Source organism: Ruegeria lacuscaerulensis, assembly GCF_013034685.1.
Taxonomy (GTDB): domain Bacteria; phylum Pseudomonadota; class Alphaproteobacteria; order Rhodobacterales; family Rhodobacteraceae; genus Ruegeria; species Ruegeria lacuscaerulensis_B.
The window spans coordinates 38,999-58,023 of record NZ_WQGO01000008.1; the positions used below are offsets into that span (position 1 = coordinate 38,999).

At 60.0% G+C, this 19,025-nt stretch carries 18 protein-coding genes and 1 tRNA gene; 12 read left to right on the forward strand and 7 right to left on the reverse strand.

Going from position 1 to position 19,025, the window contains the following annotated elements; all coding sequences use genetic code 11:
• Positions 1-377 precede the first annotated feature (377 nt).
• The 10 genes from GOV80_RS18330 (at position 378) to speB (ending at position 11,410) form a co-directional block, all read left to right on the forward strand.
• The gene (locus GOV80_RS18330; RefSeq protein ID WP_170786876.1) at positions 378-1,649 is read left to right on the forward strand and encodes an imelysin family protein; all 1,272 of its coding nucleotides are present in this window, start codon (positions 378-380) and stop codon (positions 1,647-1,649) included.
• Positions 1,650-1,779: 130 nt separating this feature from the next.
• Positions 1,780-2,073, forward strand: coding sequence for a (2Fe-2S)-binding protein (locus GOV80_RS18335; protein ID WP_170773887.1), 294 nt, complete (start codon positions 1,780-1,782; stop codon positions 2,071-2,073).
• Positions 2,021-2,506, forward strand: a complete 486-nt coding sequence (gene bfr / locus GOV80_RS18340) for a bacterioferritin (RefSeq protein WP_170773884.1) — start codon at positions 2,021-2,023, stop codon at positions 2,504-2,506. Before GOV80_RS18335 ends, bfr begins: the two co-directional genes overlap by 53 nt.
• A complete protein-coding gene (locus GOV80_RS18345) occupies positions 2,478-4,007 on the forward strand; it encodes a di-heme oxidoreductase family protein (RefSeq protein WP_170787054.1) in 1,530 nt (509 codons plus the stop codon). Before bfr ends, GOV80_RS18345 begins: the two co-directional genes overlap by 29 nt.
• Positions 4,007-5,017, forward strand: coding sequence for an imelysin family protein (locus GOV80_RS18350; RefSeq protein WP_170786877.1), 1,011 nt, complete (start codon positions 4,007-4,009; stop codon positions 5,015-5,017). Before GOV80_RS18345 ends, GOV80_RS18350 begins: the two co-directional genes overlap by 1 nt.
• Before the next feature lie 2 nt (positions 5,018-5,019).
• On the forward strand, positions 5,020-6,102 hold the full coding sequence (locus GOV80_RS18355; protein ID WP_170786878.1) for a DUF1513 domain-containing protein: 1,083 nt from the start codon (positions 5,020-5,022) through the stop codon (positions 6,100-6,102).
• 99 nt (positions 6,103-6,201) lie between these two features.
• A complete protein-coding gene (speA, locus tag GOV80_RS18360; protein WP_170786879.1) occupies positions 6,202-8,091 on the forward strand; it encodes a biosynthetic arginine decarboxylase in 1,890 nt (629 codons plus the stop codon).
• 14 nt (positions 8,092-8,105) lie between these two features.
• Positions 8,106-9,317 (forward strand): saccharopine dehydrogenase family protein, encoded by a 1,212-nt coding sequence (locus tag GOV80_RS18365; protein ID WP_170786880.1) that lies wholly within the window; start codon positions 8,106-8,108, stop codon positions 9,315-9,317.
• A gap of 84 nt (positions 9,318-9,401) precedes the next feature.
• A complete protein-coding gene (gene nspC / locus GOV80_RS18370; RefSeq protein WP_170786881.1) occupies positions 9,402-10,571 on the forward strand; it encodes a carboxynorspermidine decarboxylase in 1,170 nt (389 codons plus the stop codon).
• Positions 10,568-11,410 (forward strand): agmatinase, encoded by an 843-nt coding sequence (speB, locus tag GOV80_RS18375; RefSeq protein WP_170786882.1) that lies wholly within the window; start codon positions 10,568-10,570, stop codon positions 11,408-11,410. Before nspC ends, speB begins: the two co-directional genes overlap by 4 nt.
• Here the strand turns inward: speB and GOV80_RS18380 are convergent.
• A complete protein-coding gene (locus GOV80_RS18380) occupies positions 11,407-11,997 on the reverse strand; it encodes an HD domain-containing protein (RefSeq protein WP_170786883.1) in 591 nt (196 codons plus the stop codon). The genes speB and GOV80_RS18380 overlap by 4 nt on opposite strands.
• A gap of 102 nt (positions 11,998-12,099) precedes the next feature.
• Here GOV80_RS18380 and GOV80_RS18385 point away from each other — a divergent pair, with 102 nt between their 5' ends.
• Positions 12,100-12,927, forward strand: coding sequence for a LysR family transcriptional regulator (locus tag GOV80_RS18385; RefSeq protein WP_170786885.1), 828 nt, complete (start codon positions 12,100-12,102; stop codon positions 12,925-12,927).
• Here the strand turns inward: GOV80_RS18385 and lptF are convergent.
• Complete coding sequence (gene lptF, locus GOV80_RS18390; RefSeq protein WP_170786887.1) at positions 12,924-14,063, reverse strand: LPS export ABC transporter permease LptF; 1,140 nt, start codon at positions 14,061-14,063, stop codon at positions 12,924-12,926. The genes GOV80_RS18385 and lptF overlap by 4 nt on opposite strands.
• 118 nt (positions 14,064-14,181) lie before the next feature.
• Positions 14,182-14,257: transfer RNA gene (locus GOV80_RS18395), tRNA-Trp, on the reverse strand.
• Positions 14,258-14,400: 143 nt separating this feature from the next.
• On the opposite strand from GOV80_RS18395, the gene GOV80_RS18400 reads away from it, so the two are divergent.
• A complete protein-coding gene (locus GOV80_RS18400; RefSeq protein WP_170786889.1) occupies positions 14,401-15,105 on the forward strand; it encodes a DUF374 domain-containing protein in 705 nt (234 codons plus the stop codon).
• Here the strand turns inward: GOV80_RS18400 and GOV80_RS18405 are convergent.
• Genes GOV80_RS18405 through GOV80_RS18420 form a run of 4 tightly spaced genes read right to left on the reverse strand, consistent with a single transcriptional unit; the run spans position 15,102 to position 18,937 of the window.
• Positions 15,102-15,347 carry a MoaD/ThiS family protein gene (locus GOV80_RS18405; RefSeq protein ID WP_170786891.1) on the reverse strand — a complete coding sequence of 82 codons (246 nt, stop codon included), beginning with the start codon at positions 15,345-15,347 and terminating at the stop codon, positions 15,102-15,104. The two genes, GOV80_RS18400 and GOV80_RS18405, sit on opposite strands and share 4 nt — an antisense overlap.
• Positions 15,340-17,595, reverse strand: coding sequence for a xanthine dehydrogenase family protein molybdopterin-binding subunit (locus GOV80_RS18410; RefSeq protein ID WP_170786893.1), 2,256 nt, complete (start codon positions 17,593-17,595; stop codon positions 15,340-15,342). The genes GOV80_RS18405 and GOV80_RS18410 overlap by 8 nt, the downstream gene beginning before the upstream one ends.
• Positions 17,595-18,074 carry a (2Fe-2S)-binding protein gene (locus GOV80_RS18415; RefSeq protein ID WP_170353362.1) on the reverse strand — a complete coding sequence of 160 codons (480 nt, stop codon included), beginning with the start codon at positions 18,072-18,074 and terminating at the stop codon, positions 17,595-17,597. Before GOV80_RS18415 ends, GOV80_RS18410 begins: the two co-directional genes overlap by 1 nt.
• Positions 18,071-18,937: an FAD binding domain-containing protein gene (locus tag GOV80_RS18420; RefSeq protein WP_170786895.1), complete on the reverse strand. Its 867-nt coding sequence runs from the start codon at positions 18,935-18,937 to the stop codon at positions 18,071-18,073. Before GOV80_RS18420 ends, GOV80_RS18415 begins: the two co-directional genes overlap by 4 nt.
• Between the last annotated feature and the right edge of the window lie 88 nt (positions 18,938-19,025).

A 19,025-nucleotide genomic window follows, 5' to 3' on the forward strand; every position in this document is an offset into this window, starting at 1 on the left:
ACAAATCCCGTGTGGTTGGGTGTGGCGCTTTGTGGTGGTTTGCCCGCCAGAAACTCACCGTCGCCAATAAGTTTACGATGTCGGATGTAGCGGCCTGCGAACTCTCGGACCGTACCAGAACTCGGTCATGATCCGCGCAACGGGGTTCAAGCCCCTCCTCAGCTTTCTCGTTCCCCAAACAGTTTTGGACCACAGACTCGCTGCGTTCGGTTCGACCGACCAGTATCTGTGCATCATCTGTCTTGGGTATTTGCGCGGAGTTTATACCTGATTAAAAAACTCAGGTTGACAAAGGAGACTAATTCACTCAGTTATTTGTCAGCCAGCACCAATCAGGTGCGCCGACCACTCTGAATTAACAAAAAAGACCTGATCCCATGACCAGATTCCATGCTGCTGCCAGCGCGCTGGCGCTGTGCGTTGCAACCAATGCGTCCGCGGCCGAGACCCCCTCGAAAGCCGACATCCTCGCCACCTACGCCAATATCGCCCAAGCGAAATACGATGACAGCCTGATCGCCGCCAAAATGCTACAGACGGCGGTGCATGCCCTGATCGCGAACCCTTCGGACGCGACGTTGGCGGCGGCCAAGGCGGCGTGGATTTCCGCGCGCGTGCCCTATCAGCAGACCGAGGTCTACCGGTTCGGAAACCCAATTGTCGACGAGTGGGAAGGCAAAGTGAACGCGTGGCCGTTGGATGAAGGGCTGATCGACTATGTGGATGCCACTTATGGCGGCCCATCGGACGAGAACGAGTTCGCCGCGCTGAACGTCATCGCGAACCCCAACTTTACCCTGTCGGGCCAAACCATCGATGCCAGCCAGATCACCCCCGAACTGCTGGCCGAAACCCTGCACGAGGCTGATGGGATCGAAGCGAACGTAGCCACCGGTTATCATGCAATCGAGTTTCTGCTTTGGGGGCAGGACCTGAACGGCCACGGTGTCGGGGCCGGAAACCGCCCGTGGACGGACTATGCCTCCGGCGCCGATTGCACCGGCGGGAATTGTGACCGTCGCGGAGAATATCTGCGCGCTGTGACCGATTTGTTGGTCAGCGATCTAGACTGGATGGTTGCACAATGGGTTGAAGGCGGTGATGCGCGCTTGGCACTGACCGAGAACGAGGCCACAGGCGTCAGCGCAATTCTGACCGGCATGGGCTCGCTGTCATATGGAGAACAGGCCGGTGAGCGGATGCGCCTCGGCCTGATGCTGAATGATCCGGAAGAGGAACATGATTGCTTCTCGGACAACACCCATAACAGCCACTACTATGACGGTCTGGGCATCCAGAATGTCTATCTGGGCAGCTACACCCGGATCGACGGTACTCCGATCTCGGGCGCGTCACTGTCCGACCTTATCACCGCGACCGACCCGGCGTTGGATGCCGAGATGAAGGTGAAGCTGGCCAACACGATGCAAGCGCTAGGCCGGATCAAATCGACGGCCGAGGCTGGGTTCGCCTATGACCAGATGCTGGAACGCGGCAATGCAGGTGGCGAAGCCTTGATCATGGGCGGCGTGAACGGCCTGATCGATCAGACCAAGACCATCGAACGCATCGTCACCAAGCTGGAGCTGGATCAGATTGATTTTGAAGGCTCGGACAGTTTGGACAACCCCAACGCAGTCTTCCAGTGATCCCGCACCTGTGAGGCGGCATCTCATAGTCGCCTCGCAGGTTTTTGAGGGCTGGTAGACGGTTTGCCGCAGGACATTCAGCAATTAACCGACTATTATAGTCAGAATAAGCAGCTAAAGGCGTTCTGCCATGATCGTTTGCCATTGCACCAACATCTCGGACGCAGACATCCGCGCCGCGATCGACTGGATGCGCGCATCAGATTCCCATGCGGTGATCACCCCCGGCAAGATCTATCATGCCCTTGGAAAATCAGCGGATTGTGGCGGATGCATGCCACTTTTCCTAGACACGATGCGGTCCAACGATAAGCTGGAAATCCCCATGCAGCTTCGGACATTGCGGTCCGCAGCATCACAGGAGAAAGCACATGAAGGGCGATCCCAAAGTCATAGAATACCTCAACAAATCCCTGCGGCATGAGCTGACGGCGGTCAGCCAGTATTGGCTTCACTACCGCTTGCAGGAGGATTGGGGCCTTGGTCACATGGCCAAGAAAAGTCGCGAGGAAAGCATCGAGGAGATGGGCCACGCGGACAAGCTGATCGAACGGATCATCTTTCTGGAAGGCCATCCCAACCTGCAAAAGCTGGACCCACTTCGCATCGGGCAGACACCCAAGGAAACTCTGGAATGTGATCTGGCAGCCGAACACGACGCGCGCGCCCTGTATGTGGAGGCCCGCGAATACTGCCGCGAGGCGGGGGACTATGTGACCATGTCCCTGTTTGAAGGCTTGATCAGCGATGAAGAGGGTCACATCGACTTCCTCGAAACGCAGCTTGATCTGTATGAAAGGATTGGCGAAGCCAATTATGCGCATCTCAATGCATCGAAAATGGACGAAGGCGAGTAAGCTTTCGATCGTGGCGGTGGCGGCTTTGGCGGCCACCCCCTCTTTCCCGACCGAGTTGCAGGACCTGCACCTCAACTTCCAGCCCAGAACCGAAGACGAGGCCGCCCGGATCGCGGATGTCACCGCCGCGCCCGAGGATTTCAGCGTGCCGCAACGGTTCGAGGACTTGCCGGCAGGGGAGGCCACAGTGCGGTTGCGCGCGGATGCGGATGCGTTCTCGCAACCATCGGGCAATCTGGAGTTTGAGCAGGAGTTGGATTTCAAAGTCGGCAACGGGCTGTTCAAGAAGATTTGGGTTTCGTCGCCGTCATCGACACTGGCCTCGGACGGGTTGGGGCCGCTTTACAACGCGCGGTCGTGCCAGCGGTGCCACATCAAGGACGGGCGCGGCCATACGCCGAATGGCCCACAGGACAGCGCGGTGTCGATGTTCCTGCGCGTCTCAATCCCTGGCGGGGCGGGCCAGTCCGAGATCGCGGACTATGTCGCCACGCAGCCAGAGCCAAACTACGGCGGTCAGATGCAGGACCTCGCCCTGCCCGGCCACCCGGCAGAATACCGGCTGGACATCACCTACACGGACGTCCCTGTCGAACTGTTGGATGGTGAGACGGTCACGTTGCGCGCACCGACCTATACCGCCGCTGATCTGGGCTATGGGCCGCTGCACCCGCAGGCGATGCTCAGCCCACGCGTGGCACCGCAGATGATCGGGCTGGGTCTGCTCGAAGCGATCCCGGTCGGGGATATACTGGCCAAGGCCGACCCAGAAGACGGTGATGGGGACGGTATCTCAGGCCGCCCCAACATTGTGTGGTCGACCGAATTCGATGCGCCGATGATGGGGCGGTTCGGCTACAAGGCTGGGATGCCGACTATCTTGGAGCAATCGGCAGGTGCCTTTGCCGGAGACATCGGGATATCCAGCCCTCTGTTCCCTGCGGCCCATGGTGACTGCACGGAGTTGCAGGAGAACTGCGTGAATGCCCCGCATGGCGATGGCGACGACCGTGTGTTCGAGATTGATCAGCAGGGTATGGACCTTGTGGCCTTCTACAGCCGCAATCTTGGGGTGCCAGAACGTCGAGATGCAGACGACCCGCAAGTGCTGCGCGGAAAGCAGGTCTTCCACCAGACCGGCTGTGCGTTGTGCCACACCCCTGCCTACGTCACGCACCGTATGGAGGACCGGCCTGAACACAGTTTCCAACTGATCTGGCCCTATACCGACTTGCTGCTGCACGACATGGGCGAAGGTCTGGCCGATCATCGCCCCGAGGCGCGCGCAACGGGCCGGGAATGGCGCACGCCGCCGCTGTGGGGTATTGGCCTGACCCAGCAGGTTTCGGGTCATACCCAATTCCTGCATGACGGGCGGGCGCGATCCCTGCTGGAGGCGGTCCTGTGGCACGGGGGCGAGGCGCAAGCGGCGCGCGATACGGTTGTGTCGATGCCCAAGCTTGACCGAGACGCCCTGATCCGCTTTCTGGAGAGCCTCTGATGCGCCCGCTGTTTCTTGCCCTTGCTTTGGCTTTGCCCCTGCCCGCCACAGCGCAGGACAGTGCTGCGATTCTGACGGACGTGGTCGAAGCACACGTTCTGCCCGGTTATGCGAGACTATCCGAGACGACCGCCACTTTGGCCGCGACCGCGCAGGCCGGATGCGATCCTGCATCACCTGACCTGCGGGCCGCATTCCATGGCGCATTCGACGATTGGATCTTGGTCAGTCACCTTCGGTTCGGACCGTCTGAACGGGACGACCGCGCCTTTGCGCTGGCCTTTTGGCCCGACACCAAGGGATTCACGCCCAAGGCCCTGAGCGGTTTGATCTCGACCAGCGACCCCGTTGTAGAAAGCCCCAAGGCCTTTGCCGAAACCTCCATCGCCGGGCGCGGGTTTTTCGCGCTGGAGATGATGCTCTTTGATCCCGCCTTTGCTGATCAGGGCCAAGCCCCCTATCGCTGCGCCCTGATCCGCGCGATCACAACTGACATCGACCGCAACGCAAAGGCCATCGCCGAGGACTGGCAGCCCTTTGCCGAACACGTGACACACTCCGGCGGCAACAGCCCCTATCGGTCTGAAAACGAAGCCCTGCAAGAGCTATACAAGGCACTGTCCACCGGCCTTCAATTCACGTCCGAGACCCGCCTTGGACGCCCGCTGGGCACATTCGACCGCCCCCGTCCAAAGAGGGCCGAGGCGCGCCGGTCTGCGCGGTCCTTGCGCCATGTGGAACTGTCGCTGATCACTCTGCGTGATCTGGCCATGCGCCTGTCTGCGGATCATCCTGCCATTGCGGCAGACATGGACGGCGCGTTCGACAATGCGATCGCCCGCGCGCAAGCCTTGAACGACCCTGCATTTGCGGGCGTGGCCAACCCGCTGGGCCGTCTACGCATCGAGGCGCTGCAACAGTCGATCAACGATATCCGCCAGATTGCCGCAAATGATCTGGGCCCGACCCTGGGCATCAGCGCCGGGTTCAACGCACTGGACGGTGACTGACCATGACCAGCCGCCGCCATTTTCTTGCCGGGCTTGCCGCCGCCAGCATGACACCCTTAGGCGGTTGGGCAGCGGTCGGCGCGCCCGACTACTTGGCGGCGGCGCTGTTTCCCGATGGCTCTTACCGGCTGGCGGGGCTGAGTGCCGAGGGAGATATTCTGTTCACGTTACCCTTGCCAGCAAGGGGTCACGCGGCGGCCGCGCACCCTCAGCGCGCGCAGGCGGTGGCATTTGCCCGCCGACCGGGCACTTTTGCGTTGGTGATCGATTGCGCAACCGGAGCCCAAACCGCCCGGTTGGACGCGCCAGAAGACCGCCATTTCTACGGCCACGGCGTGTTTTCGGCAGATGGGGCGACGCTCTACACCACAGAAAACGACTATGAGGCAGGCCAAGGCGTGATCGGCGTCTGGAATACCGGAGATTACGCGCGATTGGGTGAGTTCCCCTCGGGCGGCATCGGCCCCCATGACATGCGCCTGATGCCCGACGGCCAAACACTTGTTGTGGCCAATGGCGGCATCGAAACCCATCCCGAAACAGGGCGCACCAAGCTGAACCTGCCCGTCATGCGCCCCAACCTGACCTATCTGGACCACTCTGGCGCGGTTATAGAACAAATGGAACTGCCGCGCGCGCTGCACAGAAACTCGATCCGCCATCTGGCTGTCCGGCCCGACGGCCTGGTGGCCTTTGCGCTGCAATGGCAAGGGGACAAAACACGGCACCCGCCGTTGCTGGGCCTGCACCGGCCCGGCACGGCCCCGCGCCTGCTGACCGCGCCCGAGAGAGAACAGAGCACCCTTCAGGGCTACGCGGGCAGCATCGCTTTCGCCAGTGATGGCAAAACCGTCGCCATCACCTGCCCCCGAGGAAACGCGCTGCATCAATTCGATGTCGAAACCGGCAATTTGACTGCGGCCTATTCCTTGACGGATGTCTGCGGCATCGGCTCTGCCGAGCAGGGATTTGTCTTTACCACAGGCACCGGCGCGGTCGGAGAGATCACCGAGGGTGCCCACATCATGGCGCGCGCCAAATGCCATTGGGACAACCACTTGATCCCAATCCGCACCTTGGCCTAAATTCGGCAATTCGCGATACATAGATTACACTTGGACGAATCAAATTGCTGCCGTATTGGCGGGCGCTAAACCGGCACCCTACGTTAAGGACTGACTTGATTGAAACAGACGCCCGACGCACCGCATTCCATCTACGGGGTTGAAAAATGGGGCAAGGGCCTCATCGAGGTGACAGAGCAGGGCGAGATCGGTTTGCGCAACCCGATACACCCCGAAGCCGCCGCAATAAGCCTGCCCGGTATCTTGTCCGATCTGGACGACCGGGGGATCAAGGCCCCGATGGTGCTGCGCGTAACCTCGTATCTGGAACACGAGATTGCGCATCTGAACGAAAGCTTCCGCGATGCCATCGCGCGCGTTAACTACAAGGGCGCCTATCGTGGTGTTTTCCCCATCAAGGTGAACCAGCAGGCACAGGTCGTCGACCGGATCGTCGAGTTCGGGAAGAAATACAATTATGGGCTGGAAGCGGGCTCCAAGCCCGAACTGGTTGTGGCGCTGGCCCATCGTCTGGCCCCCGAGGCACTGATCGTCTGCAATGGCGTCAAGGATGCCGAATTCATCCAATTGGCCATTCTTTCCCGCAAGATCGGCTTCAACACCGTCATCGTTCTGGAAAGCCCGAAAGAGGCCGACACGGTGATCGAGGTCTATAACGATCTGGGCATCGAACCGCTGATCGGCGTGCGGGTAAAACTGACCAACCAGATCAGCGGAAAATGGGAAGAAAGCTCGGGCGATCGCTCGGCCTTCGGAATGAACACCGACCAGCTAGTCGCCACGGTGGACAAACTAAAAGCGGCGGGCCTGTTACACTGCCTCAAGCTGCAACACTCGCATCTGGGCTCTCAGGTGCAAGACGTCAACGATGTGCGCCGCGCCGTCGGCGAAGCTTGCCGCTATTACACTGAACTTACCCGCGAGGGCGTACCGCTGACCCATCTGGACCTCGGCGGAGGTATGGGCGTGGATTATACCGGTGAGAAAAAGGCCGCTGAGAACTCGATCAACTACACTGTCGAGGAATACTGCGCCAACGTCGTCGAGACCGTCGCCTACGCGATGGATGAGGCCGAAGTCGCCCACCCAACGCTGGTCACCGAAAGCGGTCGTGCGGTGGTGGCGACATCCTCGATGTTGGTGTTCAATGTGCTGGAAAGCACGCTTTACGATGCACCGACCGCACCGGATGTGGAACCTGACGACAACCATCTGGTTTCGGACCTTGCTGCCGTTCACGGATACCTCAGCCAAGATCGTCTGCAAGAATGCTGGAACGACGCGACCTTTTACCGCAACGAACTGCGCGCCCTGTTCCGTCGCGGCTATGTCGACCTGCGCCAGATGGCCCGCGCCGAGCGTATCTATCTGTCGCTGATGGCCCGCCTCAAGGCGCTGGCCGCAAGCGATGATCTGGACACGGATGTAGACGATCAGCTTGAGAAAGTGGCCGATATCTACCACTGCAACTTCTCGCTGTTCCAATCCCTGCCCGATGTCTGGGCGATCGACCAGCTACACCCGATCGTGCCGCTCCAAGGGTTGAACGAAACCCCCGACCGCCGCGCCGTCTTGTCAGACATCACCTGCGACAGCGACGGCAAGATCGACCGATTCATTCTGGCCGACGGTGTCTCACCCAGCCTGCCTGTGCATTCCCTGCCCAAGGACGGCGAGTACTTCATGGGCGTCTTCTTCGTCGGTGCTTATCAGGAAACGCTGGGCGATTTGCACAACCTGTTCGGAGACACCAATGTCGTCACCATCGACCTGCGTGCCGATGGCGGCTTTGACCTGCTGCACGAGCAAGAGGGCGACACCATCAGCGAGGTCCTGTCCTATGTCGAGTTCGACCCACAAGACTGTGTTGCCGCCTTCCGCAAAATGGTGGACGAGGCGATCTCGACCGGTACTCTGCAAGCCAAGGACCGTAAAACCCTGATGAGCGCCTATCGCGACTCCATCAACGGCTACACCTATTACGAATAAGAAGGAGACAGACCATGGGCAAAACACTGGTTGTCGGCGCGGGCGGCGTATCCCACGCAGCCGTGCACAAGATGGCGATGAATTCGGATATCTTCACCGAGATCACTCTGGCCAGCCGCACGAAATCGAAATGCGATGCCATCGCCGCAGCCGTGAAAGAACGCGTCGGCGTTGAGATCAAGACCGCCGCACTCGACGCTTACAAGGTCGAAGACACGGTCAAACTGATCAAGGAAACCGGGGCCGAGATCCTCGTAAACCTCGCCCTGCCCTATCAGGATCTGGTGCTGATGGATGCGTGTCTTGAGGCCGGTATCCACTACATCGACACCGCGAACTATGAGCCCGAGGACGAGGCCAAGTTCGAATACCACTGGCAATGGGCCTATCAGGAACGTTTCAAAGCGGCGGGCCTGACCGCCATCCTCGGTTCGGGCTTTGATCCGGGCGTGACCAGCGTGTTTGCCAAATGGCTCAAGAAACACAAGCTGGACACAATCCGCCAGATCGACGTGCTAGACGCCAATGGCGGCAGCAACGATCAGGAATTCGCCACCAACTTCAACCCCGAGATCAACCTGCGCGAAGTGCTGGCCGAAGTGCGCCACTGGGAAGGCGGCGAATGGAAAACCAGCCCGGCCATGACCCACAAGGTCGAGTTTGACTTCCCCGCCATCGGTCCCAAGAACATGTACCTCATGTATCACGAGGAACTGGAGAGCCTCAGCACCCACTTCCCCGAGATCGAGCGCGCCCGCTTCTGGATGACTTTCGGCGACGCCTATATCACCCACGCCAAGGTGCTGGAAAACGTCGGCATGACCCGCATCGACCCGGTGATGCATGACGGCAAGGAAATCATCCCAATCCAGTTCCTGAAAACCCTACTGCCCGACCCCGGCGATCTGGGCGCGGAAACCAAGGGCAAGGCCTGCATCGGCGACATCGCCACGGGTCAGGCCAAAGACGGCTCGGGCGAGAAGACCTTTTACATCTACAACATCTGCGACCACGAGGAATGCTATGCCGAGGTCGGCTCCCAGGCCGTCAGCTACACCACCGGCGTCCCTGCGATGATCGGCGCGGCACAGGTCCTGAAAGGTAACTGGACCGAGCCGGGCGTCTGGAACATGGAACAGCTCGACCCGGACGACTTCATGGACATGCTGAACAATCACGGCCTGCCATGGCAGGTCCACGAACTTGACGGCCCGGTCGAATTCTAGATCCAGAACTTCATCTGGCCATAAATATCCCGGGGGGTCCGGGGGGCTGGCCCCCCGGCTTCTCCAAAATCGGAGACGCCCGACATGTCCGACATGATGACCACCCAAGCCGGAGACGCCGGCGCCTTCCGCAATTTCGACCTCAGCCGCGTCCCCACACCCTGCTTTGTGGTCGACGAAAAAGCGGTCGAGCGGAACCTGACCATTCTCTCCGAGATCGGCACCCGGTCCGGCGCACATGTCCTCAGCGCGCTCAAAGCGTTTTCGATGTTCTCACTAGCCCCTCTGATCCGCCACCACCTCGGCGGCACTTGCGCCAGCGGCATCTACGAAGCGCGGCTGGGCCGCGAGGAATACGGCGGTGAGGTCGCCACCTTTTGCGCCGGATACAAGGGCGCCGACATCGACGAAATCCTGTCCCTGTCCGACCACATCATCTTCAACTCGCCTGCGCAAAAAGATCGCTTCCTGGCAAAAGCCCAAGCGGCCAATGTGCAGGTCGGTCTGCGCATCAATCCAGAACATTCCGAAGGCGAGATACCCAAATACGATCCCTGCGCGCCCTGCTCGCGCCTCGGGACACCCGTCAGCCAACTGTCCGAAGACACACTGATCGGAGTCGACGGGCTGCACATGCACACGCTTTGCGAACAGGGGTTCGAACCTTTGCAACGCACGTGGGAAGCGGTCGAGCCCAAGCTCAAACCGTTCATCAAACAGCTCAAATGGCTGAATTTCGGCGGCGGTCACCATATTACCCGCGATGACTACGACCGGGATGGGCTAGTGACTTTCATCAAATCCATCCGCGCGAAATACGATGTCGCCATCTACCTCGAACCCGGCGAGGCCGTTGCGCTGGACGCGGGTATTCTGGTCGGCGAAATCCTCGATCTGCCCACCAATGGTATGAACCTCGCCATCACCGATATCTCGGCCACCTGCCACATGCCCGACGTGATCGAGGCCCCCTATCGCCCCGCCTTGATGGACGAGGCCGAAGCAGGTCATACCTACCGTCTGGGTGGCCCCTCCTGTCTGGCTGGTGACGTGATTGGCGACTACACATGGGACAAACCGCTGGAGATAGGGCAGCGCTTTGCCTTCCTCGATCAGGCGCATTACTCGATGGTCAAGACCAACACGTTCAACGGGGTACCCCTGCCCACAATCGCCCTTTGGAACAGCGAAACGGACGCGCTGAAGATTATCAAACAATTCGGCTATGACGACTTTAAGGACCGCCTCTCATGAGCATTTTCCTCGACAGTGAACTGACCGCCGCTGAGCGCAGCGAAGACGCCCGGTTCCGCGTGATCCCCGTACCGCTGGAGCGCACCGTGTCCTACGGCGCGGGCACCGCCAAAGGCCCCGAAGCCATCATCGAAGCCAGCAACGAACTGGAGCGTATCACCGGCCATACCGAGCCCTGCGTCGAGGGCATTTTCACCGAAAACCCGCTGGATTGCGAAGGCCCCCTCCCTGACGTGATGGAGCGCCTCGCCCAACGCACCGAGGCCGCAATTCGCGCAGGCAAAGTTCCAGTAACGCTAGGCGGAGAGCATTCCCTCAGCTACGGCGCGGTGATGGGCGTGGCGCGGGCGCTGAACCAACCCATCGGCATCGTGCAGATCGACGCCCATGCGGACCTGCGCAACGCCTATCAGGGCAAGAAACACTCGCACGCCTCAGTCATGCATCTGCTGACCGAAGAGGGCATCAAACTGGCCCAATTCGGCGTCCGTGCCTTTTCCACCGAAGAGGCGCACAGCCGTCTGAAAAACCACGTCTTCCATGTGGATGCCGAGGAGCTGGTCACAGGCAATATCCACGCCGTCGACCTGCCCGAGGATTTTCCCGAACTGGTCTATGTCAGCTTTGACGTGGACGGTCTGGACCCCTCGTTGATGCCGGCCACCGGCACCCCGGTTCCGGGCGGGCTTGGGTATTACCAAGCCCTGCGGCTGGTCGAACACGCTCTGAAAGACCGCAAATGCGTGGGCTTTGACGTGGTCGAACTGGCCCCCGACGGCAATGCCGCCTGGGACTTCACTGCAGCTCAGATCGTCTATCGCCTGATGGCGGCCTGCTAGCTTTCCGAGGTTTCGTTCAGCTCCATGTGCCCTTCGCCCTTGTTCAACACGCGGCGCAACATGGGCTCGAAGAACTCCAACGGTTTGGTCGCGTAGTCTGGGTCGAACGCCTTCTGATCGTATTCATGGCAGAAATAGCGGCAGTCCTCCCAATAAGGACTGTCGCGGTACTTGTCGCGGGCGTTGCGATCGCCGCCAAGGTGGTGGTTATAGTAGTAGCCCTGAAACACACAGTGATGTTTCAAAATCCAATAGGTCTTCTCGCTGACATAGGGCTTCATCATCGCCGCTGACAGCTCACCGTGATTGTAGGGCGACAGGATATCGCCGGTGTCATGGATCAGAGCAGCGACCACCAGTTCCTCATCGGCCCCATCTTCGTAAGCGCGGGTCGCGGCCTGCAAACTATGCTGATAGCGGTTGACCGGGTATGGCGTCCACTCCTCGTCCAGCGACCGGATAGCGTCCAGAATACGGTCAGGCAAAGCGGCGTTGTACGCCTCTTCATAGTCCATGACCGCATCCCAATCGGCCTTTGTCGCCTCTTCGAAACTGGTCCAAGTGGGTTTGTGGCTTTTGTCCAGCATGGAAGCGGTCCTTTCATCGATCCGTTTACGAAAGCTTACCGCACCTAAACTGACCGAAAAAATGAATTGATTTTATCACTTCGATCAAAAAATACTTTCAATATGCAAATCAAAGCCCTTGAGACCTTTCTGTGCGTCGCCGAGACCGGAGGCTTCCACGCTGCCGCCCGCAAGCTGAACGTGACGCAAACCGCTGTCAGCGCCCGCATTCGTCTGATCGAGGATGAAACCGGCAAAGCCCTGTTCACCCGTGGTGCAGGCGGGACCGGCCTGACCGAATTCGGGCGGCAGTTCCGGCCCTATGCTGAACAGATGCTGTCGCTCTGGTCCTTTGCCTCACGCGATCTGCCCGTGCAGTCGCAGAACCGGGTCGCCCTGCGCCTGGGCGCGCAACTGAGCATCTGGGACCCGCTGCTGGTCGATCTGGCAATCCGCTATGAGGACAACCTGGGGCAGCTGCTGTTGACGCTCAACTATGATCATGACCTGAATATGGTTGATGCGGTAGCCACCCATGTTCTTGACGCGGCCTTGACCCATGAGAAACCGTCGGACAGACGGGTCATGTTTCACGAAGTGCCACCCGAGCGACTGGTGCTGGTCCAGACCCCTGATGCCGGAACTGACCCGATTTTCGTCAATTTGGAACTGGGGGAGGTCTATCAGAATCACATTCGATCCACCGCGCATCGGGCTTCGGGCCAGACGGTGTTTCTGGGCAATTGCATGATGGCCCTACGCTATGTCCTGCGGCGCGGTGGGTTGGGGTATTTCCCACATTATGTCATCGCGGAACACCTTCATTCTGGGGAGGTCACGCCCGTTGCAGATGCCTATGACCTGATGTTGCCGCTCTATCTGGTCACGCGCCGCGACAGCCCAGCATTTAGTGATGTTCTAAATTGCCTGCAGGAATTGCGGACGGCTTAGGCCTGCGGCCAGGCGAGATCGCTCTCTCGCGGCTTTTTCCGCAATAGTGGACGCCCCGCAATCAGCAAGAACAGGCAGGATATGAGGATGCCGATCACGGCGGGCAGGTAGAGAACCGCCCACAGCGCGGGATCGTCGATCACAATAGGCGACACGAACCCCCGAACACCTTCCAGCAAAACGAGAATAGTAAACGCCCCAAAAATCTGCGGCCACAAACCGAAACGGGAAAAGCTGCCCAGCATCAGGGTTGCATATCCCGCCATGGCCACCGCTACGCAGATGGCAATCCATGAGAACCGCTGGTGCAGTTCATCCACCAGCTCTCCTTCGCTGAACCCTTCGTTTGCGGTCAACGCCTGACGGTTTTCCAACAATTCAAGGGTCGGGATCGCCTCAAGACTTCGTTGGCTCATATCGTTGCCATGAGCCAGTTCGGATATGTCGTATGAAGCATCCTCGAACAGGGTCGATGATAAGGTCCTGCCCTGCTGATCCAAGCGCAACGCCACCCCGTCCACCATAACCAGATGAATGCCGCTGCCATTGTTGACCAGATAAGCGGTTTTACTGGAATAGGTGACTGTACTGGCCCGATCCCGGCGGTCCGAGACGAAGACTTCGTATAGTGTACCATCCAGGTCAATCCGTCCGATATAAACCGTTACGCCGCTGGCAGGATGTAGAAACTCACCCTCGTTCAGAAGCTGCGCGGTGACATCTCCTGCGACCTCGGCCTGTCGCTGTTCAAGCTGTTCGACCGAAGCCGGGCGCAGGAACACACTGATCGCGGCCATCATCAAACCTGTCACCAGCCCGAACAGAAATACTGCCCGCGCCAGACGCCATGGGCTGGAGCCCGTCGCCAACATAACCGTCAGCTCGCTTTCGCGGCTCAGGCGGTTGGTGGCATAAACGGCGGCGGCAAACACAGCCATGGGCATCACCGTTCGGATCAGGGTCGGCAGGGTCAGCGCGGTGAATTCCAGAAACACCATCGCCGATTGACCGCCGCTGATCACACGATCAAACAGGCTGACCGAACGGGTGATCCAGAAGACCCCCACCAGAACCAACGTGAAAAAGCCGAACAGAATCAGCAATTGCCGCAGGAAATATCCATCGAAACGCGACATGTATCCTCATCCGGTCCTTGGGTGTTTCGCCGGACAATATGCCAATCGCCGGGCCGAGGAAACCGGAATGCAAAGGAATGGCCCAAAATGGAGCGTGGATGTCAGCAACATTGGGAAATGGCAGGGGCAGCAGGGTTCGAACCCGCGACCTACGGTTTTGGAGACCGTCGCTCTACCAACTGAGCTATACCCCTAAGGTGCGCATCAGATATGCCAGCCGCGCGGCGGACTCAAGAGGCTTTTTCAGATTCCGTCGCTCTAAACCCATGCGACAAACAAGTTGCGCATGGCGTTGAGTTCTATAAGACACAATTTGCTTGGCAGAAGGACCCCGCTCGTGAGTATCCGCAAGAAGATCGCTGATAGTGAAGCCCTGTTGAACTGGGCTGCGCGGCGCATTGCGTGGTATATCCGGCTGGTCAATCGCAACACCGAATGGCAGCGTATTGGCTATGAGGAACTGGACCAGTTGGCCGAGCAGGGCGAACCGGTCATTGTGGTGCTGTGGCACCAAAGGCTGGCGCAATCGCCCTATTTCTACCCGCTGGACAAGGGGCCCATCTGCTCCATCACCTCGTCTGCTCGAGCCGGCAGCATGGTTGGTCGCGTGCAGAAATTGTTCGGCATGGACACGATTGCCATGACCAGCAAGAAATCGAACAACATTGCCGTGTCGCGCGAAGTGATCGGCAAAATGAAGCACGGCATTTCCATCGGCATCGCCGCCGACGGTCCGCGCGGGCCGGAAAGGGTGTTGTCCACGGTGCCTTTGGTCTGGGCGAGGACCTCGGGCAAGCGGGTGTTCGGGATTACTTTTTCCGCGGAACATGGTCGCGAGGCAGGCACATGGGACCGGTTGCTGATGCCGCGCCCCTGGCGCAACAAGGGCGTGTTTCTGTGCCGAGAATGGACGGAAACCGTGCCGCGCAAAGCGTCTGACGAGCAGATTGAGGCCCTGCGCCTTAGCCTTGAACAACATATGAATGACATCACGGCCGAGGCCGACCGCATGGTTGGGCGCGAGCCTTGGTCGCCGTCCTAACCGCCGCGCAGACGCTGCATCAGGTAAACTTCACTGCCTTCAGGGATCGGTTCGGTCAGACCGGTTGCGATGACGCGTCCGTCGATGGCGATGGACACTCCCGCCTCGATTGGGCCTTCCAGTTGCGGATGCGCCCGGATCAGTTCCTGCAACAGATCGCCGGTGGTTTTGGCCTCGACCTCCACCACCTGCTGACCCCCGGTCAAAGACCGGAGGCCGGACCAGAGGTGGACCTCAACCATTGTCCTTGAGCGCCGCCAGAATGCGCGGCGGGGACATCGGCAGTTGCTTCATCCGCACGCCAGCTGCGTTGGACACAGCATTGGCGATGGCGGCCAAGGGCGGCACGATGCCCGTCTCACCCACGCCGCGCACACCGAAGGGGTGGCCGGGGTTGGGCACTTCGACGATCACCGTGTCGATCATGGGCAGGTCGCTGGCGACCGGAATGCGATAGTCAAGGAAGATCGAGTTCTGCAACCGTCCATCCTCGCCATAGATATATTCCTCATTCAGCGCCCAGCCGATACCTTGCGCGGCACCGCCCTGGAACTGGCCCTCGACATAGGTCGGATGGATCGCCTTACCGGCGTCCTGAATGACCGTATAGCGGGTGATCGTGGTCTTGCCGGTTTCCGGGTCGACCTCGGCGTCAACAATGTGGGTGCCAAAGGACACGCCTGCGCCTTCGGGCGTCGCCTCAAAATGGCCCGAGATCGGACCCCCGGTGCGTCCCATTTTGGCAGTGATATCTGCCAGCGGCATCGGGTCAAAGTCGCCCGCGTTCGGGCCCGAAGGCACGGCGCAACCGTTTTCCCACTTCACGGCTTCAACCGGGATATCCCATTTGGCCGCTGCACGTTCGCACAGTTTTTCGACAGCATGGCGCGCCGCCTTGATCGTCGCCAGACCCGAAGCATAGGTCACCCGGCTACCGTGGCTGACGTCATTATACCCCAGCGTTGCGGTGTCTGCGACGGTGACACGGATGTTCTCATATGGAATGCCCAGCACCTCAGCCGCCATCAGTGCCATCGACGCGCGCGAGCCGCCAATGTCGGGCGTGCCCACCATCAACTGGGCTGATCCGTCTTCGGACAACGCCAAGGTTACCGAGGTTTCACCCCCGTGGTTGAACCAGAAGCCGCAGGAGACGCCGCGTCCCTGCCCCGGCTTCAACGGCGCCGAATAATGCGGATGCGCCTTGGCGGCCTCGAGCGTTTCCACCAGACCGATGCGTTCATAGCGCGGGCCATAGCTGGCCTTGGTGCCCTCATGCGCGGCGTTCTTCAAACGCACCTCAATTGGGTCGAGGCCCAGCTTGTTGCACATCTCATCAATGACCGACTCGACCGCAAAAGCCCCCATCGGCGCGCCCGGCGCGCGATAAGCGGCTTGCTTGGGACGGTTGGCCATTACGTCATAGCCGATCTGTTTGACGTTGGTCAGATTATAGGCCGCAAAGGCACACATGGCGGTCATATCGCCCGGCGCACCCGGGAACGCGCCGCCTTGCAGACGGAACTCGCCGCATGCTGCGGTAATCGTGCCGTCATTCTTCATGCCAATCTTGATATCCATCGAGGCCGAGGCGGTTGGCCCTGTCGCCCGGAACACTTCGGATCGGGTCATGACCAGCTTGACCGGGCGGTTCGCCTTGCGGCTCAGCGCCAGCGCGACCGGTTCGATGAAGACCGTGGTCTTGCCGCCAAAACCGCCGCCAATCTCGGACGCAGTTACGCGCAGCTGCGAGGTCTCAATTCCCAGCAACGCCGCGCAGGTCTTTTGCGCGATCCAGTGGCCTTGGGTGGTGCACCACAGCTCACCTTTGCCGTCATTGCCCAGCAGGCCAAGACAGGCGTGCGGCTCGATATAGCCCTGATGGGTCGCCTCGGTGACAAAGCTGTCTTCGAGGACCAAATCTGCCTCGGCAAAGCCCGCGTCGACATCGCCATGACCGCTTTCGTGATACCGCACAACGTTGGGGTGCATCCCTTCGGGCACGGAATAATCTGCCGCACCTTCGCGGATGACCGGCGCATCCGGGGCCATCGCTTTGTCCACGTCCGTTACATGAGGCAATACCTCATACTCGACCTCGATCAGCTTCAGCGCATCCCGCGCGGCCAGTGCCGAAGTCGCCGCCACCGCAGCCACCGCATGACCATCATAGAGAGCTTTCTCGCCCGCCATGACGTTTTCCAGCACGTTCCAGAATTCGCCAGCCAAACCGGGTTTGAACGGCACGTCGGCGAAATCAGCGCGTGTCACCACGGCTTTGACGTCTTTCAGCGCCTCAGCCTTTGAGGTGTCGATTTTCACGATCCGCGCATGGGCGTGGGGCGAGCGCAGGATCGCGCCATGCAGCATACCGGGCGCAGACATATCCGCACCGAACTTGGCGCGGCCCGTTACCTTGTCCAAACCGTCGGGGCGGTTCGGGCGGGTGCCGACAAAAGTGAAATCCGTTTTACGATCGTCCAGAGCCATTACGAAGCCTCCCGCAATTCTTCTGCCGTTTCCATGACGGCGCGAATGATCTTGTCATAGCCGGTGCAGCGGCACAGATTACCCGCCAGCCAGTACCGGGTTTCTTCCTCGGTCGGGTTGGGGTTTTTCTCCAGCAGCGATTTGGCGGCCACCAGAATGCCCGGCGTGCAGATGCCGCATTGCAGGGCGGCATGTTCGATGAACTTCTGTTGCAGCGGGTGCAGCACGTCACCATCGGCGATACCTTCGACGGTTTCGATGGTCTTACCCTCGGCCTCAGCGCCCAGCATCAGGCAGGAACAGACCAGACGGCCATCCACAGTGACCGAACAGGCACCGCAATCGCCGGTGCCGCAGCCCTCTTTCGCGCCGGTCAGGTTCAGCTTGTCGCGCAGACAGTCCAGCAGGGTTTCGCGCGGGTCGCACAGAAAATCGACCTCATCGCCGTTCACGGTGGTCGTTACGTGGAGCTTGCTCATGCTTTCTCTCCCTTCGCGCGGGCATAGGCGATCTTCGCGGCGCGCTTGGCCAGAACACCAGCGACCTCGGTGCGGAATGCGATCGTGCCGCGTTTGTCGTCGATTGGGTTACAGGCGGCCGATGCCGCAGCCGCCAGCGCGTCCAGCGCAGCATCGTCCAGAGTGCTGCCGATGATGGCCTTGGCACAGTCTTCAACCAGCAGGACAGTCGGCGCAACCGCGCCCAGCGAGACGCGGGCCTCAGTCACGGTATCACCGTCCAGACGCAGGCTGACACCTACGCCAACAACGGCGATGTCCATCTCAGTGCGCGGGATGAACCGCAGATAGGCGTCGCCAGCGTTGTCTCCGCGTGCGGGGATTTTCACAGCCGAGATCACCTCACCCTTGGACAGCGAGGTCTTGCCGGGTCCGGTTGGGATTTCCTCGACAGCCACATCACGCGTTCCATCTGGGCCTGTGACAGAAACGGTCACACCAGCGGCAACCATCGCAGGCACCGAATCCGCCGCCGGAGAGCCATTACACAGGTTTCCGGTCAGCGTCGCGCGTCCCTGCACCTGAGTCGATCCGATCAGGTCCATCGCTTCGACCACGCCAGGCCAGTCGCTGCCCAACTCAGGGTGCTCGCTCATCTCGGCACCTGTGGCAGCAACACCCAGTGTCCAACTGCCGTCCGCGTTGCGGGTTATATCGCTGACGCCGTCGATCTTTTTGATGTCGATAAGCGTATCGGGCGTGACCAGTTCCGAGCGCAACTGCACCAGAACGTCCGTGCCTCCGGCCAAAAAGCGGGTGACCCCCGTTGCGTTTGCAGCCAGAGCCGACGCCTCGGCAAAACTGGCGGGGCTGTGATAATCCATGAAAATACCTCGCACCTGTTGATCAGGATTCACTAGGGTTCGCTGGGGACGTTAGTGCAGCCGTGCCGTAACGTCCATGGCCAGAGCG

Bases quoted from the DNA above. Each gene is read 5' to 3' on its own strand.
- speB (WP_170786882.1), top strand. From the start codon at position 10,568: ATGAGCATTTTCCTCGACAGTGAACTGACCGCCGCTGAGCGCAGCGAA.
- GOV80_RS18405 (WP_170786891.1), bottom strand. From the start codon at position 15,347: ATGGTTGAGGTCCACCTCTGGTCCGGCCTCCGGTCTTTGACCGGGGGT.
- GOV80_RS18345 (WP_170787054.1), top strand. From the start codon at position 2,478: ATGCATCGAAAATGGACGAAGGCGAGTAAGCTTTCGATCGTGGCGGTG.
- bfr (WP_170773884.1), top strand. From the start codon at position 2,021: ATGAAGGGCGATCCCAAAGTCATAGAATACCTCAACAAATCCCTGCGG.
- GOV80_RS18330 (WP_170786876.1), top strand. From the start codon at position 378: ATGACCAGATTCCATGCTGCTGCCAGCGCGCTGGCGCTGTGCGTTGCA.
- GOV80_RS18355 (WP_170786878.1), top strand. From the start codon at position 5,020: ATGACCAGCCGCCGCCATTTTCTTGCCGGGCTTGCCGCCGCCAGCATG.
- GOV80_RS18420 (WP_170786895.1), bottom strand. From the start codon at position 18,937: ATGGATTATCACAGCCCCGCCAGTTTTGCCGAGGCGTCGGCTCTGGCT.
- GOV80_RS18410 (WP_170786893.1), bottom strand. From the start codon at position 17,595: ATGGCTCTGGACGATCGTAAAACGGATTTCACTTTTGTCGGCACCCGC.
- GOV80_RS18380 (WP_170786883.1), bottom strand. From the start codon at position 11,997: ATGCTGGACAAAAGCCACAAACCCACTTGGACCAGTTTCGAAGAGGCG.
- nspC (WP_170786881.1), top strand. From the start codon at position 9,402: ATGTCCGACATGATGACCACCCAAGCCGGAGACGCCGGCGCCTTCCGC.
- GOV80_RS18385 (WP_170786885.1), top strand. From the start codon at position 12,100: ATGCAAATCAAAGCCCTTGAGACCTTTCTGTGCGTCGCCGAGACCGGA.
- GOV80_RS18415 (WP_170353362.1), bottom strand. From the start codon at position 18,074: ATGAGCAAGCTCCACGTAACGACCACCGTGAACGGCGATGAGGTCGAT.
- GOV80_RS18350 (WP_170786877.1), top strand. From the start codon at position 4,007: ATGCGCCCGCTGTTTCTTGCCCTTGCTTTGGCTTTGCCCCTGCCCGCC.
- GOV80_RS18335 (WP_170773887.1), top strand. From the start codon at position 1,780: ATGATCGTTTGCCATTGCACCAACATCTCGGACGCAGACATCCGCGCC.
- GOV80_RS18365 (WP_170786880.1), top strand. From the start codon at position 8,106: ATGGGCAAAACACTGGTTGTCGGCGCGGGCGGCGTATCCCACGCAGCC.
- lptF (WP_170786887.1), bottom strand. From the start codon at position 14,063: ATGTCGCGTTTCGATGGATATTTCCTGCGGCAATTGCTGATTCTGTTC.